This window comes from Haloarcula regularis, assembly GCF_029338315.1.
Taxonomy (GTDB): domain Archaea; phylum Halobacteriota; class Halobacteria; order Halobacteriales; family Haloarculaceae; genus Haloarcula; species Haloarcula regularis.
Map to the genome: position 1 here is coordinate 3,227,288 of NZ_CP119794.1, position 22,785 is coordinate 3,250,072.

The window sequence follows — 22,785 nt, forward strand, 5'->3', positions numbered from 1 at the left end:
GCGCTTGGCTCCACCGTGCGTCTGGAGGTGGTACCGTGAGACTGCGCGCGTTCGCACTCGTCGGCCTCTTGCTCGGTGCGGCCGTCGTCGGCGCCGCCCCGGCCGCCGCCGACCAGACGGCGACGATCGACGCGGGGAGTTTCCCCCTACACGCCGACGACCGGCAGGTCGTCAGTGGCGAGACGACCCTCAGTCCGGGGTCGGAACTGACCGTTCGCCTCCGGTCGAATAACGCCAGCAACCCCTTCCTCAAGCAGGATACCACCCGCGTCCTCCAGAACGGGACCTTCGCCGCGACGTTCGACATGAGTCCGGTCCCGGCCAACACCAGCGTCAACCTCGTGGTCCACTCCGACGGCGAGACGCTCGTCGAGCGCGACACCAGGGTCGTCGCGTGTGACGGCAACTGCTCGGACCCGGCACCCCCGACGCCGGCATCCACCCCCACGCCGACGGAGACTGATTGGGAAGGGTCCGGGCTCGACGTGCGCCGGGTCACGGCAGTCGAACAGGGCGCCACTGCGACCATCCCGCTCTCGATGGAAGGGGTGGAAGTGGCCACCGTCTCCATCGGCGGCCCCGACGTGAACTACGTCATCAACGCGACGGTCCGTGACGGCGACGCCGACGGCGAGGCACGAGTGCTGTTCAACACCAGCAACGCGGGGACCGACGGCGCGACGCTGGCTATCGCGGACTCCGACGACGATCTGACGGTGACGAACGACGAACCGGCTCTCCCGTCGACACTCGACCCGGCCCCCTACGATATTCGGCTGTACGAAGGCACCGGAACTGCCGGGCAACCGGCCGCCGTCGGCACACTCTCTATCACCGACGACGGTACGAACGACACGCAGTACAACGTCTCCGAAGGCCCCGAGTTCGGGTTCGAACGGAGCATCGTCCGCACGCGACAGGGCGAGACGGCGCGAATCGCCATCTCGCTTCGGAGCGCCGACGCCGCCACCGTCTCCATCGGCGGTCCCGAATCCGGGTACGAGATCAACGGGACGGTCCGTGACGGCGACGGCGACGGTCGGGTGACGCTGCTGTTCGACACGGCCGCCGCCGGGCACGACGGGACGACGCTCTCGACGGCGGGGACGGCCGACAACGTCACGGTCGAACCCGGGTCGGAGGTCGCCCTCGATACGCGCCTCGACGCGGGCGACTACGACCTCTCGCTGGCACGCGGGACCGACATCGGCGCGGACGTCGACGACATCGGGACGCTCGTCGTCCAGCCGAGCGGTGACGAGGCGACCCCGACGGCGACCCAGACGGCCGCGCTGTCGGACGCGGACACCTCCTCGTCCCCGTCGGGCCGTGACCTCGGTGCCGGCGTCGGCTCGCTCGCCGTCGGTGGCATTCTGGCCACTGCCGCGGCGGTGTTGCTCTTCCGGTCGGTCGTCGGCTGAGGCCCCCGCCGCGCGGTCCGATGTGCCGTCCGAGCCGGCACCGGCACGCCTCGACGCGTACCGCTCGCCGCAGTGTTCTTTGCCAGTCGTCTCGTGGCTGCGCCGTCCTCACCGCGCCGACCGCGCGAAGGGAGTGTCACACGGAGATCCGGCGATCGTCCGGGTCCCGCGTCCGGAACCGGTTGATGCTACGCCCCCTCAAGTAGCAGATCGTCCGGCTCTCGACCGTGTTCTATCGCACGGCTGCGATACTGTCTCTCGGGCGAGACTACCGCCGAGCGACGGCGACGGCCAGCCCGAGGACGGCGAGACAGCCACAGAAAAACAGGAGTCCGGGTTCGAACACCTCGAAGACCAGCCACGCGAGCGACCCGCCGGGGTCCGGCGAGGCCGCTGTGGGGCTGGCCGGTCCGAGGACGCCACCGGTGGCGGGGTTCGCGAGCCGTTTCGCCCCCCACTGGACGAACAGGCTCGCGAGGCCGAGCAATCCGAGGCCCGCGACCACGTCTGTCAGCGATTGTTGCAGGCGTGGCCGCATATCGCCGTCGCCGACGAAGACGATGGGGTCGCTCGCCGGCCCGTAGACGGTCATCTCGTTGCCCTTCTCTGAGTAGACGGTCTCGATGGGCTCGATGAGGCCGGCCTCGCGGAGGTTCGTCACGTGGTAGTGGACGTTCTGGACGGAGGTGTCACACCGCTCGGCGATCTCCGAGGGCGTTCCCGGCTGGTCGAACAGCGTCCGGAACAGCGCCCGGCCGGTGTCCGACGCCAGCGCGTCGAGCACTTCGTCGGCCGCCCGCTCGTCGACGTCGAGCACGCGCGGCGTCTCGTCGGGGCCGCAGTTCGTTGTTGAATCTGGTCGATGAGTCCCGACATACGTGTCGCTAGCGTGTACTGAAAGCCGAGCCTACAAAGGCCTGCGGGGGACTAAAAACCAGATTTAACCGGTTTCGCCACCGTCCGCGGCCGTCCGGTTGTCGGCCGCGCGGACCGCAGCGACGGGGTCGACCTCGCCGTGGCCGGTCGCGTAGTCGACACCGGTCGCCGCGACGTCCTCGCTCGTGAGTTCGAGCAGGAGTTCGACGTGCCGCGGCGAGAGCGAGTCGTCCGCGCCCAGCACGAGTGCGGCGGTCCCACCGACGTAGGGGACGGCCGCAGACGACCCGACGAACCCCCGGTCGGAGACGGCGGCGAACCGGCGGTCCGGAGCGACCACGTCGAGGCCCGTTCGGCCGTCGGCCGTCGGCCCGCGCGAACTGAACGGTTCGACCCGGTCGACCCGGCTGTTGTACGCCCCGACCGCGAGTACCCCGTGAGCCGTCGCCGGGGCGACCAGGCTCCCCCTCGGGGTCGAGTGCTGTAACTCGTGGGTGGGCGAGACGACGCGGAGGCGGGCGCCGGTCGGGTCCGGCGGGCCGCGGACGACGACGAAGTACTCGCCCGGCGAGACGTCGGCGACGATCCGCTCGTTTGGCACGTCGTCGGCGCGGTAGGGCTGTGAGCGGGCGACCAGTCGCGGCGAACTCCCGTTCTCGCTGTACAGTTCGAGTGTGTAGTCCTCGTCGGCGTGTGCCCGCTCCCACGACAGCCACATCGTCACCCGTGTCCCGCCCCGGAGCCTGTTGCGCCGGCTCTCGCCGTCGAACTGGAGGACGCCGTCGTCGACGGCGGTGCGGTCGTAGGTCCCCTGCCAGTGGGCGTCCGCGAGGTTTCCGGCGGGCGCGACGACGAGTGTTCCATCCTCTGTGGCCCGCTCGGCGGCCCGGGCCACGGGGCCGGTCCCGTCGCCGGGCTGGCCGTAGAACGAGACCGGCGCGACGATCACGTCGACGTCACGGCGGGTCAGCCACTCGACGGCGCGGCGATAGCTGTCGACCCCGCCGACCCGCGTCAGGTAGAGGTCGGCGTCGGGCGCGGTCCGAGCGAGGACGGTCGCGGTGGCTGTACCGTGGCTGTTGGTTCCCCCACGGACCCCGCCCCGACCGAACGCACGGGTCTCTCGGATGTGACCCGACAGCGCGCGCGAATCGAGGTCGAACCCGGCGACGTCGACCACACCGATAGAGACGTTCGAACCGGTTGTCCCGACCCGGTGGAGTCGCTTGAACTCGCCCTCGTTCGTCGCGACCGCCGGCTCCGCGTCCCCGGCCGCGGTCCCGTCGGGTGCCGGCGACGGCGCCGTCGTCACCGCGACCGCGCCGATTCCGAGGGTGAGCAGCGGTATCCCGACGACCGCCAGCGCCACCGCGACCCGGACCCGGTCAGGCATCGCTCACTCCTCCCGGGGTGTCTGCTGTTCCCGCTCCTACTGTCTGGCCGCGACCGACCGACTGGGCCCGACTCCGGACCCAGTCCGGTCGGTCGACGGTCACTCCGCCGGCAGCCACCACCCGGTAGGTGTACGTCCGCGCCCGGACGTGTCGGCCCCACTTGTTGCGCTCGACGGTCACAAATGTCACGGCAAACAGCTCGATGCGCCCGCCGGCGGTGACGACGGCCCGTCCCTCGTACCGGACCTCGTCGGCTTCCAGTCGCTCGCCGCTCGGCGGGCCACCGTCGTCGGCCACGAGTACGTACCGTCGCGGCGTGCCGTCCTCGACGGTGCGCACGGTGTACCGTCCGGCCGAGAGCCACCGTTCGAGTCGCGCCGTCCGGTAGCGGGTCGCCGGGGCGACGTCGCTCCGGACCGCGGTCACTCGCTGGTCGTCGCCGCGCCGGTAGCCGGCTGCGGGGCCGCGCCACGTCTCGACGCGCCGACGTTCGGCACCGCGTTCACGGACCTCGATGGTACGCGAGGTTCCGTTGTCGTCAACCCACACCCGCGTCCTGACGGTCCCGTTCGTCTCGGCGGTCCGGTTCGACCGGACGGTCTCCAGGTGAACGCTCGCACCCGCGAGCGACCGCTCGTGAGCGGCGACGAGGGCGGCGGCGTCGACGGCGTCCTCCGCGACGCCAGGCGGGGTGGTCGGCGTCGCTTCGGTCGTCGTGTCCGGTTGGTTCGGACCGCTCGCGAGCGTCGTACACCCGGCGCTGAGGACGAGCAGACAGACGAGGGCGGCCCGTAGACTCGCCATTGGCGGGCCTTCTGTCCCCGCAGTAAAATGTCCCCGGAACGCTCAAACCGGCGTCGTAGTCTGGGGCCGGCGGCGCTGGCCGACCGTCTCCCGTCCCCGGGACGTCGATACAGTTTAATCCCGGGGAGGAATGACTGTCAACGTATGACAGACGGAGACTTCGAAGGCTACGGCGGGCGACACGTCCCCGAGCCCCTCAAAGAGCCCCTCGAACAGCTGGCGACCGCGTACGACGACATCAAGGACACCGACGCGTTCCGCGAGGAACTGGACGACCTGCTCAGGGATTTCGCCGGCCGGCCGACCCCGCTGTTCCACGCCGAGACCCTCAGCGAACGCTGGGGAGCAGACATCTACCTCAAGCGCGAGGACCTGCTCCACGGCGGGGCCCACAAGATCAACAACACGCTCGGCCAGGCTCTGCTGGCGAAGAAGGCCGGCCGCCCGCGCCTCATCGCCGAGACCGGGGCCGGGCAACACGGCACCGCGACGGCGATGGCCGGTGCCCTGCTCGACCTGGACACGGAGATCTACATGGGCAAGAAAGACGTCGAGCGCCAGAAGATGAACGTCTTCAGGATGCGCCTGATGGGCGCGGAGGTCAACGAGGTCACGCGCGGCGACCAGGGCCTGGCCGACGCCGTCGACGCCGCGCTGGAGGACTTCGCGCAGAACATCGAGGACACCCACTACCTCGTCGGGAGCGTCGTCGGTCCGGACCCGTTCCCGCGGATGGTCCGGGACTTCCAGAGCGTCATCGGCCGGGAGGCCCGCGAGCAGTTCCAGGAGCGTACCGGCGGCCTCCCGGACGCGGCCGTCGCCTGCGTCGGCGGCGGGAGCAACGCGATGGGCCTGTTCCACGCCTTCCGCGACGACGACGTGGCCTTCTACGGGGCCGAGGGCGGCGGTGAGGGTTCGGACTCGACGCGCCACGCGGCCCCGCTGGCAAAGGGCCAGGAGGGTGTCATCCACGGGATGAAGACCCGGATCATCGACGAGGACGTGGAGGTCCACTCGGTCTCTGCGGGCCTGGACTATCCCGGCGTCGGCCCCGAACACGCCATGTTCCGCGAGGTGGGCCGCGCGGAGTACCACGGGGTCACCGACGACGAGGCGCTCGAGGCGTTCCGCGAACTCTCGGAGGCCGAAGGCATCATCCCCGCGCTGGAGACGAGTCACGGCCTGGCCTACGCGAAGCAACTGGCCGGCGAGAGCGACCACGACTCTATCCTCGTGAACCTCTCCGGTCGCGGCGACAAGGACATGGAACAGGCGGCCGAGATGTTCGATCTCTCTTGAACGGGACTCACTCCGGCCCCGGGGCGTAATCGGGGCCGACCCGCAGGTCGAGCACCCGCTCTCGCACCGACAGGTCGAGCGTGTCGTGGGTGCTGAGCTCGCCGTCGCGGCTGAACGTGATGGCCTCGTCGTGGCCGCTCACGGAGATCTCGGCGGCCCGGACGTGGGTGACGCCGTCGGTGTCGGCCGCGAACAGGCGGTGGCCGATGGCTTCCGCGACCAGGTTCTGTGGCGGCATCTGCTCGACGATGGCGACGTCGAGCAGGCCGTCCTCCATGTCGGCCTGGCCGCCTTCGCCGACGAAGCGCCGCGAGTTGCCGACCAGCAGGCACAGCGCCTCCCCCGCCCAGGTGAAGGGCCCGTCGGCGCCGACGGCGTCCACGTCGATGTGGAGGCCGTCGAACTCTACTGCCTCCTGTGCGCCCGTGATGAGGAAGGCGAGGGTACCGAAGCGGGACTTGAGCGACCCGGAGGTGGCGACGCTGGCGTCCGCCGGGAGGCCGGCGATACACGAGACCAGGAACGGTTCACCGTCGGCGACCCCGACGTCGACGGTCCGTGTCCGCCCGGTGTCTGCCACCTCAACGCCGTGTTCGACGTCCCTGACGCCGATATTCCGGGCCAGCAGGTTGGCCGTCCCCGCGGGGACGACACTCAGGGTCACGTCCCCGAGGTGGTCGGCCGCCGCCAGGCCGCGGAGCACCTCGTTGACGGTCCCGTCGCCGCCACAGACCGCCACCTCCGAGGCGCCGGCCTCGCCGGCGGCCCGGCCGAGTTCGACCCCGTCACCGGCCGCCGCCGTCTCGTATACCTCGAACCCGCGGGCCCGCAGCAGACGCGGGACGTAGTCTGCGTGCTCGCCGTCGCCGCTCTCGGGGTTGAGGATACAGCGGCGTGAGCCCAGTTGCATGGCTGGCCGGACGGGCCTGAGATTGATAAACGCCCGCCGTTCGGGGCCGTCGACGACCCTCTCGTGACCCTTGCACTAACCCGTGTGCATAAGTAGGGAGTTCCGCTACTGTGGGTATGGCGAACATCGAGTTGACCAGCAGCCAGCGCGCGGCCCTGACGGCCCTGGTCAACGAGCACGACTCGACCGGCGAACCGGTGAAAGGTGAGGTCATCGCCGAGGCCGTCGACCGGACGCCGGGGACCGTCCGGAACCAGATGCAGCACCTGAAAGACCTCTCCCTGGTCGAGGGGCTCACCGGGCCCAACGGCGGCTACCGGCCGACCCCGCTCGCGTACGACGCGCTCGGGCGCGAGGACATCGACGACCCTCAGACGATGACGCTCGCGCGCAACAACCGGCGCGTCGACGTCACCGTCGACGGCATCCGTCTGACGAGCGTCCACCACCCCGAGGCGTGTCGCGCCCACGTCCACCTCCAGGAGTCGTTCACCGAGTTCGAGGTCGGCGACGCTCTGGCCGTCGGCCCGACGCCGGTAGCGGGGCTCTTGCTCGCCGGCGTGGTCGAGGCCGTCGACGAGTCGAACAACGAGATCGTCGTCGACATCGCCCAGCTGGAAGCCCCGGTCGACGGGCCGGACTAGCGGGCGTCGCGAACCTCCGCGAGCGCGGCCGGGTTCTCGATGCTGGACATGTCGCCGAGGTCCTCGTCACGGTAGACCGAGGCGATGGCCCGACGGATGATCTTCCCGCTCTGGGTCTTGGGGAACTCGTCGACGAACAGCACCTCGCGGGGGCGGAAGGGCTTGCCCAGCTCCTCCCCGACCATCGCCGTAATCTCCTCGCGCAGGGCGTCTCTCTCCGCGACGCCGTCCTCGGCGACGACGTAGAGGACCACCGCCGTGCCGGTGGTGTCGTCGGGGACGCCGACCGCCGCCGCCTGGTTGACGGCGTCGTGTTCCATCGCCGCGCCCTCGACCTCCGCCGGCCCGACCTTCCGGCCCGCGACGTTCAGCGCGTCGTCGGCCCGCCCGTGGAGGAACCACAGGCCGTCCGCGTCCTTCTGAGCCCAATCGCCGTGGTTCCAGAGGTCCGGCCACTGCGACCAGTACTCCTCGAGATAGCGCTCGTCGCCGGACCACAGTGACTTCGTCATCGAGGGACAGGAATCGCGGGCGACCAGGAAGCCCCGCTCGTGGGTGTCGGCGATGGACTCGCCCTCGCTGTCGACGATGTCGATGTCCATCCCCAGGCCCGGCCCGCCGAGCGTCCCCGGCTTGAGCGACTGGATGGGCATCGGCATGAGGAAACAGCCCATTATCTCCGTGCCACCCGAGATGTTGATGATCGGGCACGTCTCGTTGCCGACCGCCTCGTAGAACCACAGCCAGGACTCGGGATCCCACGGTTCCCCCGTCGACCCCAGCAGGCGGAGACTCGAGAGGTCGTGGCCCTCGAGCCAGTCGTCGCCTTTCTTCCGGAGTGCACGGATGGCGGTCGGCGAGACGCCGAAGGTCGTGATGTCGTGGCGGTCGATCATCGCCCAGAACCGGTCGGGCTCGGGGTGGTCGGGGGCGCCCTCGTACATGAAGACGGTGCCGCCGAAGGCGTGGTTGCCCAGCAGCGTCCAGGGCCCCATCATCCAGCCGATATCGCTGACCCAGAAGAAGCGGTCCGATGGCTTGTGGTCGAACCCGAAGTAGACCTCCTTGGCCGCCTGGAGCAAGGCGCCCGCGTGCGTGTGGACGATACCTTTCGGTTCGCCGGTCGTCCCGGAGGAGTACAGCAGCATCGACTCCTGGTCGGCGGGGAGGTGCTTGCTCGCGTAGGTGTCGTCTTGTGACTCGACGGCCTCGATCCACCACTCGTCGCGGCCGGTCCAGGTCAGCGTCTCGTCGGGGTCGTCGGCCGTGCCGATGCGGTCGTAGACGACGGTGTGTTCGACCGGCTCGCCGGCCTCCTCGATGGCCTCGTCGGCCGTCCCTTTCAGGTGGACCTCGCTGCCTCTGCGGTAGAACCCATCGCCCGTGAACAGCACCGAGCAGTCGGCGTCGGCCAGGCGGGTCGCCGTCGCGTCGACGCCGAACCCGGAGAAGATGGGGACGGCGATGGCGCCGACCTTCAGACAGCCATAGAGGATGGCGGCGACCTCGGGGACCATCGGCATGTACAGGCCGACTGTGTCGCCGGTCCCGACGCCGACAGACTCGAGGTAGTTCGCCACCTTGCTGGCCTGCCGGTTCAGCTCGTGGAACGTCACCTCACGGACGTCGCCGGGTTCCCCCTCCCAGATGAGCGCGACGTGGTTCCGGGTGCCGCTGTCGCGGGCGGCGTGCCGGTCGACCACGTTGTGGGCGGCGTTGATGGTCCCCCCGGGGTACCACTCCGTGTACTGGGGCCCGTCGGTGTCGTCCCTGACCCGGTCGTACTCGTCGAAGAACTCGATGCCAAGATAGTCCGGCAACACGTCCCAGAACCACTCGACCCCGGAGTCCGGTTCGTCGGGCAGGTCGGTCGTCGTCCGCTCGACGAGTTCGTCGTAGTCGTCGATGTCGTAGGTCTGCATGAACGCCCAGACGTTCGTCGACTCGACGAACTCCCGTGTCGGTTCGTGGACGACCGCGTCCATCTCCTCGAGTGAGTCCGAAGCCATATCCTGCGGTTCGATGACGGGCACCAAAGAAGTTGCGTGAAACCCGACGCGTTCTCCAGGCCGACGCGTCCGTCACTGGCTCTGCGTGGGCCGACCCCGGCGCTGCAAACGCTTTTCATCGGGGCGGGTCTACCCTCCGGTATGTACGTCCGGGACGCGAAAAACCGCGAGGAGGTCTGGTTGCTGGACCACATCGAGGCGATGGGACTGGACGACACAGCGTTTCGCTCGCGGGACTACGTCGTGGCCATCGACGAGGAGTCCCACGAGAAGGCCGGGTTCGGACGCATCCGTATCCACAAGACCGACGCGGGCGAGTACTGCGAGCTGACGAGCATCGGCGTCCTCGAGGAGTGGGAGGGCCAGGGCGTGGGCGCCCACATCATCGAGCGCCTCGTCGAGTACGCGAGCGACGAGGGATTCGACGTCGTCTACTCGCTGACGAACGCGGCCGAGTACCTGGTGCAGTTCGGCTTCGACCCCATTGAACCGGCCCAGCTGCCCGACCGACTGCGCGAGCGCCTGACCGAGAAACAGGAGTCCCTCCAGCCCGACGCCGTCCCGCTGCGCCTCCAGGTTGCAGAGTTCGAGATGCCCGGGCGACACCGCGACCGGTTCAAGCGGGCCGCCGCCGAGGACGAGTCGGCCGACGAACCCGAGGAGGGGCCGGAGGACTTCGGCATCGACCCCGACGAGGTGACCTACAAGTACGACACCGGCCGCTGAGGGCGGTCAGCGGACCTCGAGGACCTCGATGTCGAAGACCAGCGTCCGCCCGGCCAGTTCGTGATTGAAGTCCACCTCGACGGCGTCGTCCCGGACGGCGGTCACGTCGCCGTGGAGGCCGTTCTCGGCGTGGACGTGGAGGCCCGGTTCCGGCGCCTTCCCCACCATCGCCTCGAACGTCTCGGGGTCGTACTCCCGGACTCGCTGGGTCGTGGTCCCCGTAGGCCTTCTCGGGTGGCACCCGGATGGTGGCTTCCTCGCCCTCGCGCATGCCGACGAGGGCCTCGTCGATACCCTCGATTATCTCGCCCGCACCCACGGTAAAGGAGAGCGCCGCGTAGTCGGCGTCGTCGGTGCCCTGGGCCTCCTGGAGGCCGTGTCGGTTGGCGACGTCAGCCCGCGACGTGTCGAAGACGGTGCCGTCCTCGAACCGGCCGACGTACTCGATGGTGACGCCGTCGCCCTGCTCGATAGCCATTGGGGGAGGTGCGGTCACGTGCCGTAAAAAGCCGTCGGGCGCCCCCGCTGAAGTGGGCACTTTCGGACACCCGAGTGGCAACAACGCGGGGAGTCACTGCACAGCAAGACCCCAGGGGCGGGCGGTGTGGGGCCACCGCCTCGCGAACGCTTATACTCGCGCCGGTCGAGGTTCCGGGCATGTTCGACCCCGACGAGCTGGACGACATCCGCGAGGCGAAAGCCCGGTGGGAGGCGGAGGAGGTCCAGCCGACCGTCGACCGGTTCGGCGAACGCAAGGAGACGTTCACGACGGACACCGAGGGGCACGAGGTAGACCGGCTGTACACGCCGGCCGACGTCGCCGACCTGGACTACGAGGCGGACCTCGGCTTCCCGGGCGAGGCCCCCTACACCCGGGGCGTCTACTCGACAGGCTATCGGGGCCGCCTCTGGACGATGCGACAGTACGCGGGCATGGGTACCGCGGCGGAGACCAACGAGCGGTTCCACTACCTGTTAGAGCAGGGCCAGACCGGCCTCTCGATGGCCTTCGACCTGCCGACGCAGATGGGCTACGACTCCGACGACGCGATGGCCGCCGGCGAGGTGGGCAAGACCGGCGTCGCCATCGACTCGCTTGCCGACATGGAGACGGTCTTCGAGGGCATCCCGCTCGACGACGTCTCGACGTCGATGACCATCAACGCCCCGCCGCGGTCTTGCTGGCGATGTACATCGCCGTCGGCGACCAGCAGGGGGTCGACCGCGAGGAGCTGCGGGGGACCATCCAGAACGACGTCCTCAAGGAGTACATCGCCCGGAACACGTTCATCTACCCGCCCGAACCGTCGATGCGGCTCATCACGGACATCTTCGAGTTCTGTGCGACCGAGGTCCCCAACTTCAACACCATCTCCATCTCGGGCTACCACATCCGCGAGGCCGGGTCGACCGCGGCCCAGGAGATCGCCTTCACGCTGGCCGACGGCATCGAGTACGTCGAGGCAGCCATCGACGCCGGCCTCGACGTCGACGACTTCGCCCCGCAGCTGTCCTTTTTCTTCGCCGCCTACAACAACGTCTTCGAGGAGGTGGCGAAGTTCCGCGCGGCCCGCCGCCTCTGGGCGTCCATCATGGAGGAGCGGTTCGGCGCCGAAGACCCCAAGTCCAAGCAGCTGAAGTTCCACACCCAGACCGCGGGGTCGACCCTGACCGCCCAGCAGATAGAGAACAACGTCGTCCGCGTGGCCTACCAGGCGCTGGCGGCCGTCCTCGGGGGGACCCAGAGCCTCCACACCAACGGCAAGGACGAGGCCATCGGCCTCCCGACCGAGCAGTCCGTGCGGACCGCCCTGCGGACCCAGCAGATCCTCGCCCACGAATCGGGCGCGGCCGACACCATCGACCCGCTGGGCGGCAGTTACTACGTCGAGTCGCTGACCGACGAGCTGGAGGCCGACGCCCGCGACCTGCTCGCCGACATCGACGACCGGGGCGGGATGGCCGACGCCATCGAGAGCCAGTGGGTCCAGCGCCAGATCCAGGACGTCGCCTTCGAGCGCCAGCGCGAGCAGGAGGACGGCGAGCGGGTCATCGTCGGCGTCAACGAGTACCAGGTCGAGGAGGAGGGCGAGCAGGACATCGAGGAGGTCGACGAGGCCATCGAACAGGCCCAGCAGGAGTCCGTCGCCGCGGTCCGTGCGGACCGGGACGACGAGGCCGTCGAGGCCGCACTTGCCGCACTGGAGGACGCCGCGCGCGGTGAGGAGAACCTCATGCCGTACCTCGTCGACGCTGTCAAGACCTACGCGACGACGGGCGAGATCTGTGACGTGCTCCGGGACGTCTTCGGCGAGTACCAGCCCGGGTCGTCGCTGTAACGCCGCACTTTCGATTCCAAAGGTTTCGGTTCGCTCGGCCTCGGTTTCCGAACGACAACTGCATTGAACGATGGACGTGTAGTTCCACGTATGGAACACGACCACCATCTCCCGGAGGGGCGCGCATGAGCACCGACACGTCCGACCGGCGACTGGTGACGCTGCTGCTCGTCGTCCTCGGGGCGCTCGTCGTCCTCCCGCTGCTGGGCATGGGCTTTGGCATGCTGGGCTACGGCTCCATGATGGGCGGGATGTGGGGCGGCGGGATGTGGAACGGCGGTACGGTCCCTGGTTGGATGCTCTTCGTCGGCCTCGTGATGCCGCTGCTTTTCCTCCTGCTTCTTGCGGGCCTGGTGTATCTCGTCTACCGGTTGCTCACCGACGCGGGCGGCGAGGACGCGGCCGTCGAGGAACTCCGGACGGCCTACGCCCGGGGCGACCTGACAGACGAGGAGTACGAGGACCGCCTGGAGCGCCTGCGCGAGGAGTGACCGCTACTCGCCCGCGACCATCCGTTCCAGTCGGTCGCTGAGCGCGTCGGTCTCCGCCCCCAGCGCGTCCCCGACGCGCACCTCGTAGTCGTCCGGCGAGTCGAGCTCCCGGACTCCCGGTGGCAGTTTCGTCAGGTTCTCGCGGGCCCGCGCCCGGAGGTCGTCCAGCGACGGCACGTCGTAGACCACCTCGCCGTCCTCGACGACCGTCTCGAGCAGGTCGGTTCCCGGGACGTCGTCGGCGGCCGACCGGAGTTCGAGCGTGTCGGACGTGTAGGTCCCGTCTTCCTCGACGCGACAGACACTCTTGGCGCCGGGGTAGGTCACCTTCCCCGTCGAGAGCTTCATGCTCGGGACCATCTCGCCGTCCCGCTCGACGGCGACGAGCTTGTAGACGCCCTCGACCTTCGGCGCGTCGGTGCTGGTCACCAGCGCCGTTCCGGGGCCGAACCCGGCGGCGACCCCGCCCTCTGTGAGGAAGTCCCGTATCGTGTACTCGTCGACGCCCGAGGAGATGTAGACGTCCACGTCGCCGAGGCGGTCGTCGACGGTCTTCGAGAGCGCGGTCAGGTCGCCGGAGTCCAGGCGGACGCCGGCGAGGTCGACGCCCATCTCGTCGGCGACGGCCCGTGCGGTCTCGGCGCCGGCCACCGTGTCGTAGGTGTCGACCAGCAGTATCGCGTCCTCGCCGAACTCCGCGAGAAACGCCTCGAAGGCGGCCCGTTCGGTCTCGAAGCTCTGTATCCACGAGTGGGCCATCGTCCCGAAGGTGGGAACGCCCAGCGCCTCGCCCGCGGCCATGTTCGAGGTGCCATCGAAGCCCCCGATATAGGCGGCCCGGGCGGCCTTCATCCCGGCGTCGGTGCCGTGGGCGCGCCGCGAGCCGAAGTCGACCAGCGACTGGTCGTCGCCGTAGCGGTCGACGGTATCGCGCATCCGGGCCGCCTTCGTCGCGACGAGGCTCTGGAACCCCACCTGGTTGATGAGCACCGTCTCCAGCAGCTGGGCCTGGGAGATGGGCGGTCACCTCGAGCAGCGGTTCGTTCGGGAACACCGGCGTTCCCTCCGGCAGTGCCCTGACGTCGCCGGTAAAGGAGAGGTCCGCCAGGTACTCCAGGAAGTCGGCGTCGAACCCCTCGTCCTCCAGATAGCGCAGCGCCCTGTCACCGAACGACAGCGTCTCGGCGAAGTGAACCGCCTGCTCCAGGCCGGCAGCCAGCATGTACCCGCGCCCCGGCGGGAGGTCACGGAAGAAGAGGTCGAACGTCGCCGTCGGGTCGTGGTCCTGCGCGTAGTACCCCTGCATCATCGTCAGCTCGTACCGGTCGGTGAACAGCGACAGGGTCTCCGGAGTGAGGTAGCCGAAGTCGGTGGCCGCCATCAGCGATAGTTGACACGCTATCGACAAAAGGCTGTGCAGGCGTGAGCGGCGGTCAGAGAGAACGAGCGAACGCCTGGCCCCGGCGACAGCGTCTCAGTGGGTGTGGCCCAGTGCTTCGTTGACGCGTTCGTTGAGCTGTGCTATCTTGTGCCGGGGCTCCTCGCCGAGTTCCTCGGGCGGGTCCTCCAGTGCGGGCTGGCCGTGGGCGTCGGGTTCGCCGACGATGACGGTGCCGATCATCCCCAGCGTCTCGTGGGGCTTGCAGTAGTAGTGGTAGACGCCCTCAGTCTCGAAGGTGTGTTCGAACGTCGCCCCCTGCTCGGTCAGCAGGCCGCTGTTCCAGGCGGCCGCTCCGTCGGGCACCAGCTGGGGCCTGTCGTTGTCGGGATGGTACGCCGCCGTCGAGTGGCTCCCGCTCTCGTTGTGGAAGGTGACGGTCCCGCCGACGGTCACGCGGACGACGTGTGGCGCGAAGTGGTACTCGCCGTCTTCCGTCTTCATCGTCACCTCGGCTTGGTCGGTGGGATCGCCGATCTCGCCGTGACCACCCTCCTCGTGGCTGTGGCCGCTCTCGGTCTCTTCCTCGTGGTGTTCGGTCTCTTCCTCGTGGTGTTCGGTCTCTTCCTCGTGGTGTTCGGTCTCTTCCTCGTGGTGTTCGGTCGCCTCGCCGTGGTGCTCCGTGCTCTCTTCCTCGAGGTGTTCCGTATCCGTGCCACCACCGGGTTGGCCCCCGGAGCTGGAACAGCCGGCGAGTCCGGCGACCGTAGTTCCTGCGACGAGCGCCAGCATCCGTCGTCGAGTGGGGTTGGTGGACGTCATCACAGGTAGACCTACAGGCTGTATTGATAAAGTCTGGAAAGGAGGTTTGCTGGCCCAGCAAACCCGTCGTCGTTTTTTATACGTGGCTGGGTCTACCTCTACACGTGAGCTCCGACCATGCCGTGACGGAGGTGTTCTCCGTCCTCGACGACGAGTATTCGCGGGCCATACTCGAGGCGACCCGTCGGGGCCCGAAATCGGGGAAGGAACTCAGCGAGGAGTGCGAGATGTCGAGAGCGACCGTCTCCCGGCGAGTCAACGACCTCCTCGACCGTGGCTTTATCGTAGAGCGGACCCACGTCGACCCGGAGGGCCACCACTACAGCGAGTACGAGGCCGTCCTCGACCGGGTGGACGTCAGACTGAGCGAGGAGAGCGGCTTCGACGTCCGGGTCGAAGTCGAGGAGGACGCCGCGGACCGCTTCGCCGGCATCTGGAAGGAAATGCGAAACGATTGACCATGCACATCGAACTCGTCATCGCCAAGATAGTCACCGCCGCGCTCGGCGTCGCCATCGCGTACCAGGCCTACCGGGGGTACCAGCGAACCGGGAGCGACCCGCTCCGGTACGTCGCCGTCGGGTTCGTGTTCATCAGCGTCGGGGCCGTCCTGGAGGGTATCCTCTTCGATATCCTCGGTCTCTCTATCTTCGACGCCGGGACGATACAGACCGCCATCGTCGCCGTGGGGATGCTCTTCATCCTGTACGCGCTGTACGGCGGGAACAGGGAACTGGACCGCCCGAGGGCAGATGAATGACCGATACGACGACCACCGTCGTCCTGGCCGGTGTCCGCCTGGCGGTGTTGTTCCTGGGTGCGACCATCACCTACTACAGCGCCGTCGCGTACCGCCGGACCGGGGCGCAGTACCTCCGGAACGCGTCCATCGGATTCGCAATCATGACGGTCGGCGTTCTGGTCGAGGGCCTGCTCTTCGAGGTCGCGGGCCTGGACCTCGAGGTGGTCCACATCGTCGAGTCCGTCGCCATCGGCATCGGCTTTCTCGTACTCCTCGTCTCGCTTCGGCAGTGAGTGCCGGCCGCCGACCGGGCACCCCCCGACTCCGGAACTATATGCCAGGGCGCCGAACCACTACGTATGCACTTCGACCACGCCGGCATCGCCACGGACGACGCCGACGCGCTCGCGGACCTGTACGCCGCCGCCTTCGACGTCCCGGTGGCCCACGAGGAGACGTTCGACGGGATGCAGGTCACCTTCCTGGACCTCGGCAACGGATACTTCGAGCTCCTGGACCCCCTCCCCGACAGCGAGGGGACCATCGCCACCTACCTCGAGCGCAACGGGCCCGGCATCCACCACCTTGCGCTGGCGACGCCGGACGTCGAGGCCGCCATGGCGGCCGCAGTCGACGCGGGCGTCGACCCGATCGACGACGAACCGCGGCCGGGCGCCTGGGGCCACGAGGTGGTCTTCCTGCATCCGAAGTCGACCGGCGGCGTCCTGCTGGAGCTGGTCGAGCACTGACCGGGTCGGCCCGCATCCCCCACTCAGCGATCAGGGACGTCGCGGACCGCCTCGAACAGGTCCGCCGCGCCGTCGGTCAGGCGAGCGGGCGGGTCGGCGAACCACGCCGCGCCGACGAGCTCGGACTCGTCGACGGCTATCGACCCCTTGCGGTACTCGGCCCGGAAGTAGACGTCCAGCGTATGGACCGACCCCTCGGCGTCCGTGTCCGGGTAGTACTTGCTGTGGACGACCGCCTCGACGCCGGTGATGGTACAGCGGACGCCGGTCTGTTCGTGGACGCGCCGGACCGCGGTCTCCTGCATCGACTCGTACTGGTCGGCCTCGCCACCGCCGGGGAGCGCCCAGCGGTCGGCGCCACGGCCGAGCACCAGCAGCACCCGGTCACGGGTGTCGGCACCCGCCGCCTCGGGGATGTTGTCGTTCAGCGTCGGCAGCGACTCCCCGTCGCGGGCGACGAAGACGACGCTGTTGCCGTCGTAGCCGGTGCCCCGCGTCGCCGCGTAGACGTCGGCGTACTCCTCGGCCGAGAGCTCGAAGGTCTGTTCGGTGACCGGTACGTCGTCGTAGGCCGCCGCCAGTCGGTCGAGGCGCCGGTCGACGGCGACCTGGTTTATCTCGTCGGCCAGGTTGACGTCCGTCTCGCGGGGTTCGGGCACGGCAAGGTCCTCGAGTTCCCGCCGGGCTGCGTCGTCGAGCTCGCTCTCGTCGATGGTGAAGCCCCCGGCCGCCTCGGTAGCGTCAGCGGCCGTCGACTCCTCGTCTCGCTCGCCGTCGCCTGTCATACCGTGACGTTCCCGCCGAGGCGGATAAATGAGGCGGTCTCCCACATCCCCGCGACGTGACGGAACGGACACATAAAGGTCTATTACGGCCCCGTGTGAGGAGTCGCGCATGCAGGCAATTGTTCTCGCGGGTGGATACGCCACGCGGCTCTGGCCCGTCACGCGGAACCGACCGAAGATGCTGCTCCCCGTGGGGGAGTCGACGGTCATCGACCGCATCCTCTACCAGCTCGAGGACGACGACCGTATCACCGACGTCTTCGTCAGCACGAACGAGCGGTTCGCCGAGGAGTTCGAGGACCACATCGACGACATCGGCCTCGAGAAACCCCAGCTGTCCGTCGAGGAGACGGTCGACGAGGACGAGAAGTTCGGCGTCGTGGGCGCACTCGCCCAGCTCGCCGAGCGCGAGGGCCTGGGCGACGAGGACCTGCTCGTCGTGGCCGGGGACAACCTGATGGGCTTCGACATCGGGGAGTTCATCGACTACTTCGAGACGTACGATGACCCCACGCTTGCGGCCTACGACGTCGGCTCACTCGAGAAGGCGAAGTCCTACGGCCTGGTCCAGCTCGAGGACGACCAGGTCGTCGACTTTCAGGAGAAACCCGACGACCCCAAGAGCACCCTCGTCTCTATCGCCTGCTACGCGCTCCCGGCCGACGCCATCCTGTTCGACGAGTACCTCGAGGGGGACAACAACCCCGACGAACCGGGCTGGTTCCTCCAGTGGCTCGTCGACCGCGGGCCGGTCCGCGCGTTCAGTTTCGACGACGCGTGGTACGACATCGGGGAGGCCGAGAACTACCTCGAGGCCGTCGCCTGGAAACTGGGCGGCGAGAACATGATCGCCGACGACGCGACCCTGGAGAACACGACGCTGGGCAAGAACGTCCACGTCCTCTCGGGGCACACGTCGAGAACTCCCACCTCGAGGAGACGGTGGTCTTCGACGGGGCGACCATCGTCGACTCCGACATCCACGGCTCCATCGTCGACCGGAAGGCCCGCATCGAGAACCTCGACCTCTCGGGCGCGCTCATCGGCGCCCACAGCGAAGTCGCCCACGAAGGCTAAGCGGCAGAGACCGGTTTCAGAAGGAGTGTCTCGCGCCCTGGCCGGGCTCGATTGCGAGCGGCCGGGCGGTGCTACACGCGTCCGCACAACGAGGTGTCGACGCCGGGGGACGCCGATTCGTCGTCAGTCCGCGCTGTGTCGCGGGACGTACCGGCAGTCGGTACATCCCCAGCTCGCGCCGTCGAAGGTGATTGCGCCGTTACAGTCGGGGCAGCGGTACGCCAGGGTGGTCGAACGGCTGTTGGTTGCCATTGTGGTACTCGAGTCAGTCTACCAATATGAATCTTGTTATAATATCGGCGATATTGTTTAAGGTCCTCGAAGGCTGGTAAAGGGTCAGGATGGCCGGCGCCGCCCTGCCCTGACCGGCCTACGCCAGCGAGGCGTCGGTGACCTCGAGCGCCCCACGGTCGCCCTCCCACCGGCGCTCGTACTCGAGTTCGATGGGCCGGTCCATGTGGGGGCCGTCGGTCACGAGCGTCTCGAACTCACCGCCCTCGCCGAGGATGTGGACGCCGTACTCGTCGTTGAGCGCCTCGAGTTCGTCGAGCGCCGCGGCGTCGATGGTCCGGCCGAGCCACGACTCGTCCAGCCCGTAGGCGGCCACCTGGACGATGCGGATCTCGAACCCCGCGTCGAGCATCGCGTCGGCCAGGTCGCGGGGGTTCTGCTGCCACAGCGGCGCGAACAGTTCGGCCTCCAGGCGCTCGGCCATCGCCTCGATGCGGGTCGTCTGGTACTCGCTCTCGACGGCGCCGGCCGTGAGGCCGCCGATGCCGCGGTCCAGGTCGCCGTCGAGCCGGCGCAGCGCGGCCTCGAGCGGTTCGAGCTCCTCGTCGCCCTGGACGCCCGCGTCCGGGACGTCGCCGGCCCCGAAGTCGTCGGGTTCGACCTCAAGGAGGGGAATGCCGATGCTCTCGGCGGCCAGGGCCGCCAGTCGCGTCGCCGGGACGTGATACATGTAGGAGTCGCCCTGGGGGTGGACCGTCACCAGTCGCTCGACGGGGTAGCCACGCTCGAGCGCCCGGTAGAGCGCCCACGAGGAGTCCTTGCCGCCCGAGAACAGCGAGACCCACGCGCCGTCTGACATGGGCGTCTCTATCGGGTCGGCGGCTAAATCGCTGTCTATCGCGAGTTCAGTCGGCCAGTTCCCGCTCGATGTCGGTCTGACTGACGTAGGCCGCGACGCGGACGCCCACGAGGCTGATGAGGATGCCCGCGAGGATGAACGCCGCCAGCCGCTGGCCCGACTCCAGGGTGAAGCGGTGGACCTCGACGATGCCGAGGTCCGTCGGGGTGACGACGAAGGGGTCGAAGACACCGCCACGTTCGAGGAAGTACGCCGAGAAACCGCGGACCACCAGGCCGACCGCGACGGCACCGAACGGGAGGTTCACGTACGCCGACCGGACCCCCTCCCGCTCGAGCAGTTCGTCGAGCAGGCGCCCCACCGACGCCGCCAGCGCCGCGGCGGTGAGCCAGGGGACGCTGTGGAACAGGAACATGTTGACGACGATGAACGGGCTCGTCTCGCCGATGGACCCGACGCCCAGCGCGCCGGCGAACAGGCCCACCAGCGAGAGGCCGCCGGCGACGACGTAGGTGACCAGCGACACCTGGCCGGAGTACAGCCCCTCGCGAATCTGGCCGGGGAGCCGCGAGAGGTAGTCGTCGATGCCCAGTCCCTTGTAGATGAGGAAGACGCCGAGCGCGGCGGCGATGGCCCCCACCGCCATGGTCGTGCTCTCGACGACGACCAGCAACAGCGGGAACGCGAGCATGACGATACCGATGGGGACCAGCACCGTCTTGCGCAGCTCCTCGTCCGCGAGGAACTGCTTGAGCAGGTAGTACGTCGACTCGATGTCCCGGGCCTGGCGGACGACCACGCGGTCCACGGCGTCGACGCGCACCCGGCTCTCGACGATGGGGACCAGCCGTTCGTCCTCGGCGCTGTCGACGACGACCACGGCGGAGTCGGGGTCGTACTCTTCGACGAGTTCGTCTGTCTGTCGTGCGATCTGGCGGTCGGCGCCGACGCTGTCGGTCCCGCCCCCGACGACGGCCACGACGGCGTCGCTCCCGTCCCGCTCGAGGTCCTCGGTGACGCGAAGCCCCTCTAGCAGGCAGTTGACCCGGCTGTCCTCCGGGTCCACGACCCCCGTCTCGGTTATCAGTCGCTCGACGGCAGCGCTGCCGACGACCGGACACTCGTCTGCGACCGGGCTGTCCCGGTCGATACAGACGACCAGCGTGGTCACAGTGTGGCAGAGACACCCCCGAGATAAAAATCCCTCGCGCCGTTCACCCGCAGTGTCTGAGTTCGGGGTATTGGATCAGGAGAGCCAGAAAGCCCCGTATTGGCTGTCCGAAGTCGGGTGACCAGCCGGCATGGGCGGGGGCTTTCTGGCGGTCCACATTCGAGTCCGATTCAGTAACTGCTAACCGGTCACCGGCGGAAGGAGAGCCCGTCGACGTCGCCGTCGACGGCCTCGGTCAGGCCCGAACCCAGCGCGTAGGCCGTCCGCTGGGCGCCGCCCCGGAGTCGCTGGGTCAGGCCGCGCTGGGGCTCGAACTCGGCGACGGTGACCGGTTCGCCAAGGCGGTCTTCGAGGCGCTCTTCGACGTCCTCGCGGGTCCCGATGCGGTCGACCAGCCCCCGCTTGTGCGCGTCGGTGCCGAGGAAGACTTTCGCCTCCGTCTCGCGAATCTCCTCGGGGTCCATCTCCCGCCCTTCGGCCACGGTCTCGACGAACTGGTCGTAGTAGTCGTCGACGATGCCCTGGAGGTACTCGCGTTCGTCCTCGCGCATCTCCTTCAGCGGGAGGCCGGCGTCCTTGTAGTCGCCGGCGGTGAACTGCTCGTAGGAGAGGCCGGCGCGGTCGGCCAGGTCCTTCGCGTTGACCCGCGAGCCGATGACGCCGATGGAGCCGACGATCGAGCCCTCGCGGGCCCAGAGCTCGTCACAGCCGGCGGCGATGTCGTAGCCGCCGCTGGCACAGACGTCGGTCGCGTAGGCCACCGTCGGGCCGTCGAAGCGCTCCGCGGCCAGGCGGATGTCCTCGCTCGGGACGATCTCGCCGCCCGGCGTGTTGAGCTTCAGCAGGAGCGCATCTGCGCCCGAGTCGTCGTCGGCCCGCTCTATCTGCTCGACGACGTCGTCGGCGCCGGCGCCGACCGGCGGACTGACGACGCCGCCACCGCCATCGCGGGTAATCGGGCCCTCGACGGCGACCTCGGCGACGTTGTGCGAGGGGGCGACGGAGTCGGCGACGTTGCCCCCGAACTTGACTGCGGCGACGACGACGCCGATGACCAGCAGGACGCCGAGCAGCTCGGCGAGGTCGCCCGGGAAGACGACGAACAGCACCCACCCGACCACCGCGGCGACGAGCGCCACGGCGCCGACGACCACCAGCCGGGTGGCCGTCCGACTCGCGCTCACTGGTACATCCCCAGCGGGCGCGCGCTCGTGCTCTCCTCTGAGTCCTGGAGCTGCCGGGCGAGGCGGGTCTTGGCCTCGCGGATCTGCTCGGCCTGGTCGACGAGGACGTCGGTGTCGACCTCGATGCCGGCGATGGGGCCGATGCCCTCCGAGAGCAACCGGCGGGCGGCCCGCGGGTCCGGGAACCGCTGGTCGGCCTCGACGACCAGGCCGACGCTGGTCATGTCGACGGTGTTCACCTCGTGGATGAGTGCCCCGGTCGGCCCGGTGATGGCGCCGTCCTCGGTGGGGACGTCGACGCCCGCCGCGTCGAGTATCGACGCCCCCTCGCCCGTGGCGACGCCATAGACCAGGGGATCGCGCTCCTCGTCCGGTTCGGTCGCCATTCCGCTGAGGAAGACCGGCGTCGCGTCCATCTCCGCGAACCAGCCCACGACGCAGCTGGCGAACTGCGTCGCCGCGGACGGCGATATCGGCGCGTCGCTCTGGAGGACCAGCAGGTCCTGGTCGGCGTCGGCGTAGAACCGGACCGGCGAGCGAATCTGGGGGTCGCCCTCGGCGTAGACGCCGATCTCGGGCAGTCCGTCGCAGTGGGCCGACGCGTAGTGGGTCATGTCGTACGCGTCGACCAGGTGGTCGGCGGCGATCTTCCCGACGAGGCCGACGCCGGGGAGTCCCTCGACGAGTGTCGGTTCGTCCAGCGTGACGTCCTCACGGTGGACTTCAACGTGTGCCATGCCCCCGCGTTCGAGTGCCGTGGGCAAGAAAGGCGGGGTGGGACAGCGGCCCCGTTCGAACCGGGCGGTCGTCGAGGGCGAACGCGTGTCCGCCGAACCGACCCTGGTCCGTGAGCGGCCGAGCCACGGCGTGGTTC

At 68.9% G+C, this 22,785-nt stretch carries 20 protein-coding genes and 5 pseudogenes; 11 read left to right on the plus strand and 14 right to left on the minus strand.

The annotated features are described in order from the left end of the window. Positions 1-35: 35 nt before the first annotated feature. Positions 36-1,421, plus strand: a complete 1,386-nt coding sequence (locus tag P1N55_RS17405; protein ID WP_276276746.1) for a DUF7827 domain-containing protein — start codon at positions 36-38, stop codon at positions 1,419-1,421. Positions 1,422-1,689: 268 nt separating this feature from the next. Here P1N55_RS17405 and P1N55_RS17410 read toward each other — a convergent pair. From P1N55_RS17410 to P1N55_RS17420, 3 genes and pseudogenes are all read right to left on the minus strand, one after another. Further along, positions 1,690-2,297: pseudogene (locus P1N55_RS17410) on the minus strand (ArsR/SmtB family transcription factor). A gap of 64 nt (positions 2,298-2,361) precedes the next feature. Next, the gene (locus P1N55_RS17415; protein WP_276276747.1) at positions 2,362-3,690 is read right to left on the minus strand and encodes a S8 family serine peptidase; all 1,329 of its coding nucleotides are present in this window, start codon (positions 3,688-3,690) and stop codon (positions 2,362-2,364) included. Further along, positions 3,683-4,495: a hypothetical protein gene (locus P1N55_RS17420; RefSeq protein ID WP_276276748.1), complete on the minus strand. Its 813-nt coding sequence runs from the start codon at positions 4,493-4,495 to the stop codon at positions 3,683-3,685. The genes P1N55_RS17415 and P1N55_RS17420 overlap by 8 nt, the downstream gene beginning before the upstream one ends. A gap of 144 nt (positions 4,496-4,639) precedes the next feature. On the opposite strand from P1N55_RS17420, the gene trpB reads away from it, so the two are divergent. Next, positions 4,640-5,794 carry a tryptophan synthase subunit beta gene (gene trpB / locus P1N55_RS17425; protein ID WP_276276749.1) on the plus strand — a complete coding sequence of 385 codons (1,155 nt, stop codon included), beginning with the start codon at positions 4,640-4,642 and terminating at the stop codon, positions 5,792-5,794. A 7-nt stretch (positions 5,795-5,801) separates the two neighbouring features. Here trpB and P1N55_RS17430 read toward each other — a convergent pair whose 3' ends face one another. After that, the gene (locus tag P1N55_RS17430) at positions 5,802-6,704 is read right to left on the minus strand and encodes a diacylglycerol/lipid kinase family protein (protein WP_276276750.1); all 903 of its coding nucleotides are present in this window, start codon (positions 6,702-6,704) and stop codon (positions 5,802-5,804) included. Positions 6,705-6,820: 116 nt separating this feature from the next. Between P1N55_RS17430 and P1N55_RS17435 the strand changes: the two genes are divergently transcribed. Then, positions 6,821-7,348 carry a TrmB family transcriptional regulator gene (locus P1N55_RS17435; RefSeq protein WP_276276751.1) on the plus strand — a complete coding sequence of 176 codons (528 nt, stop codon included), beginning with the start codon at positions 6,821-6,823 and terminating at the stop codon, positions 7,346-7,348. Here the strand turns inward: P1N55_RS17435 and P1N55_RS17440 are convergent. Beyond that, positions 7,345-9,357 (minus strand): AMP-binding protein, encoded by a 2,013-nt coding sequence (locus P1N55_RS17440; RefSeq protein WP_276276752.1) that lies wholly within the window; start codon positions 9,355-9,357, stop codon positions 7,345-7,347. The genes P1N55_RS17435 and P1N55_RS17440 overlap by 4 nt on opposite strands. Before the next feature lie 141 nt (positions 9,358-9,498). On the opposite strand from P1N55_RS17440, the gene P1N55_RS17445 reads away from it, so the two are divergent. Continuing rightward, positions 9,499-10,083, plus strand: coding sequence for a GNAT family N-acetyltransferase (locus tag P1N55_RS17445; RefSeq protein WP_276276753.1), 585 nt, complete (start codon positions 9,499-9,501; stop codon positions 10,081-10,083). Between the two features lie 6 nt (positions 10,084-10,089). Here the strand turns inward: P1N55_RS17445 and P1N55_RS19830 are convergent. Then, positions 10,090-10,561, minus strand: a pseudogene (locus P1N55_RS19830) (FKBP-type peptidyl-prolyl cis-trans isomerase). A gap of 179 nt (positions 10,562-10,740) precedes the next feature. Here P1N55_RS19830 and P1N55_RS17460 point away from each other — a divergent pair. Beyond that, positions 10,741-12,422: pseudogene (locus P1N55_RS17460) on the plus strand (acyl-CoA mutase large subunit family protein). Between the two features lie 125 nt (positions 12,423-12,547). Then, a complete protein-coding gene (locus P1N55_RS17465) occupies positions 12,548-12,913 on the plus strand; it encodes an SHOCT domain-containing protein (protein ID WP_276276754.1) in 366 nt (121 codons plus the stop codon). A gap of 3 nt (positions 12,914-12,916) precedes the next feature. On the opposite strand, the pseudogene P1N55_RS17470 reads toward P1N55_RS17465, so the two are convergent. Together P1N55_RS17470 and P1N55_RS17480 are read right to left on the minus strand one after the other, a co-directional pair. Continuing rightward, positions 12,917-14,294 (minus strand): annotated as a pseudogene (locus P1N55_RS17470) (nicotinate phosphoribosyltransferase). A 93-nt stretch (positions 14,295-14,387) separates the two neighbouring features. Next, the gene (locus P1N55_RS17480; protein ID WP_276276756.1) at positions 14,388-15,113 is read right to left on the minus strand and encodes a plastocyanin/azurin family copper-binding protein; all 726 of its coding nucleotides are present in this window, start codon (positions 15,111-15,113) and stop codon (positions 14,388-14,390) included. Between the two features lie 104 nt (positions 15,114-15,217). Between P1N55_RS17480 and P1N55_RS17485 the strand changes: the two genes are divergently transcribed. The 4 genes from P1N55_RS17485 to mce all read left to right on the plus strand — a co-directional run bounded on the left by P1N55_RS17485 (position 15,218) and on the right by mce (position 16,604). Next, positions 15,218-15,571: an ArsR/SmtB family transcription factor gene (locus P1N55_RS17485; protein WP_276276757.1), complete on the plus strand. Its 354-nt coding sequence runs from the start codon at positions 15,218-15,220 to the stop codon at positions 15,569-15,571. Between the two features lie 2 nt (positions 15,572-15,573). Continuing rightward, on the plus strand, positions 15,574-15,873 hold the full coding sequence (locus P1N55_RS17490; RefSeq protein ID WP_276276758.1) for a DUF7521 family protein: 300 nt from the start codon (positions 15,574-15,576) through the stop codon (positions 15,871-15,873). Continuing rightward, the gene (locus P1N55_RS17495) at positions 15,870-16,148 is read left to right on the plus strand and encodes a DUF7521 family protein (RefSeq protein WP_276276759.1); all 279 of its coding nucleotides are present in this window, start codon (positions 15,870-15,872) and stop codon (positions 16,146-16,148) included. The genes P1N55_RS17490 and P1N55_RS17495 overlap by 4 nt, the downstream gene beginning before the upstream one ends. Positions 16,149-16,214: 66 nt before the next feature. After that, a complete protein-coding gene (gene mce / locus P1N55_RS17500) occupies positions 16,215-16,604 on the plus strand; it encodes a methylmalonyl-CoA epimerase (RefSeq protein WP_276276760.1) in 390 nt (129 codons plus the stop codon). 23 nt (positions 16,605-16,627) lie between these two features. Here the strand turns inward: mce and P1N55_RS17505 are convergent, their stop codons facing one another. Then, positions 16,628-17,389, minus strand: a complete 762-nt coding sequence (locus tag P1N55_RS17505; RefSeq protein WP_276276761.1) for an NUDIX hydrolase — start codon at positions 17,387-17,389, stop codon at positions 16,628-16,630. 109 nt (positions 17,390-17,498) lie between these two features. Between P1N55_RS17505 and P1N55_RS17510 the strand changes: the two are divergent. After that, positions 17,499-18,466, plus strand: a pseudogene (locus tag P1N55_RS17510) (sugar phosphate nucleotidyltransferase). A gap of 123 nt (positions 18,467-18,589) precedes the next feature. Here the strand turns inward: P1N55_RS17510 and P1N55_RS17515 are convergent. The 5 genes from P1N55_RS17515 to P1N55_RS17535 form a co-directional block, all read right to left on the minus strand. Next, on the minus strand, positions 18,590-18,718 hold the full coding sequence (locus P1N55_RS17515; protein ID WP_276276762.1) for a hypothetical protein: 129 nt from the start codon (positions 18,716-18,718) through the stop codon (positions 18,590-18,592). A gap of 118 nt (positions 18,719-18,836) precedes the next feature. Beyond that, a complete protein-coding gene (locus P1N55_RS17520; RefSeq protein ID WP_276276763.1) occupies positions 18,837-19,556 on the minus strand; it encodes a diphthine--ammonia ligase in 720 nt (239 codons plus the stop codon). A gap of 46 nt (positions 19,557-19,602) precedes the next feature. Beyond that, positions 19,603-20,727: a DUF373 family protein gene (locus P1N55_RS17525; RefSeq protein ID WP_276276764.1), complete on the minus strand. Its 1,125-nt coding sequence runs from the start codon at positions 20,725-20,727 to the stop codon at positions 19,603-19,605. Positions 20,728-20,915: 188 nt separating this feature from the next. Then, positions 20,916-21,911 (minus strand): signal peptide peptidase SppA, encoded by a 996-nt coding sequence (gene sppA, locus P1N55_RS17530; RefSeq protein ID WP_379689053.1) that lies wholly within the window; start codon positions 21,909-21,911, stop codon positions 20,916-20,918. Continuing rightward, entirely contained in the window at positions 21,908-22,648 is a 741-nt protein-coding gene (locus P1N55_RS17535) for a proteasome assembly chaperone family protein (RefSeq protein ID WP_276276765.1), read from the minus strand. The genes sppA and P1N55_RS17535 overlap by 4 nt, the downstream gene beginning before the upstream one ends. Positions 22,649-22,785: the final 137 nt, after the last annotated feature.

Bases quoted from the DNA above. Each gene is read 5' to 3' on its own strand.
- P1N55_RS17415 (WP_276276747.1), bottom strand. From the start codon at position 3,690: ATGCCTGACCGGGTCCGGGTCGCGGTGGCGCTGGCGGTCGTCGGGATA.
- P1N55_RS17420 (WP_276276748.1), bottom strand. From the start codon at position 4,495: ATGGCGAGTCTACGGGCCGCCCTCGTCTGTCTGCTCGTCCTCAGCGCC.
- trpB (WP_276276749.1), top strand. From the start codon at position 4,640: ATGACAGACGGAGACTTCGAAGGCTACGGCGGGCGACACGTCCCCGAG.
- P1N55_RS17430 (WP_276276750.1), bottom strand. From the start codon at position 6,704: ATGCAACTGGGCTCACGCCGCTGTATCCTCAACCCCGAGAGCGGCGAC.
- P1N55_RS17435 (WP_276276751.1), top strand. From the start codon at position 6,821: ATGGCGAACATCGAGTTGACCAGCAGCCAGCGCGCGGCCCTGACGGCC.
- P1N55_RS17440 (WP_276276752.1), bottom strand. From the start codon at position 9,357: ATGGCTTCGGACTCACTCGAGGAGATGGACGCGGTCGTCCACGAACCG.
- P1N55_RS17445 (WP_276276753.1), top strand. From the start codon at position 9,499: ATGTACGTCCGGGACGCGAAAAACCGCGAGGAGGTCTGGTTGCTGGAC.
- P1N55_RS17465 (WP_276276754.1), top strand. From the start codon at position 12,548: ATGAGCACCGACACGTCCGACCGGCGACTGGTGACGCTGCTGCTCGTC.
- P1N55_RS17480 (WP_276276756.1), bottom strand. From the start codon at position 15,113: ATGACGTCCACCAACCCCACTCGACGACGGATGCTGGCGCTCGTCGCA.
- P1N55_RS17490 (WP_276276758.1), top strand. From the start codon at position 15,574: ATGCACATCGAACTCGTCATCGCCAAGATAGTCACCGCCGCGCTCGGC.
- P1N55_RS17495 (WP_276276759.1), top strand. From the start codon at position 15,870: ATGACCGATACGACGACCACCGTCGTCCTGGCCGGTGTCCGCCTGGCG.
- mce (WP_276276760.1), top strand. From the start codon at position 16,215: ATGCACTTCGACCACGCCGGCATCGCCACGGACGACGCCGACGCGCTC.
- P1N55_RS17505 (WP_276276761.1), bottom strand. From the start codon at position 17,389: ATGACAGGCGACGGCGAGCGAGACGAGGAGTCGACGGCCGCTGACGCT.
- P1N55_RS17515 (WP_276276762.1), bottom strand. From the start codon at position 18,718: ATGGCAACCAACAGCCGTTCGACCACCCTGGCGTACCGCTGCCCCGAC.
- P1N55_RS17520 (WP_276276763.1), bottom strand. From the start codon at position 19,556: ATGTCAGACGGCGCGTGGGTCTCGCTGTTCTCGGGCGGCAAGGACTCC.
- P1N55_RS17535 (WP_276276765.1), bottom strand. From the start codon at position 22,648: ATGGCACACGTTGAAGTCCACCGTGAGGACGTCACGCTGGACGAACCG.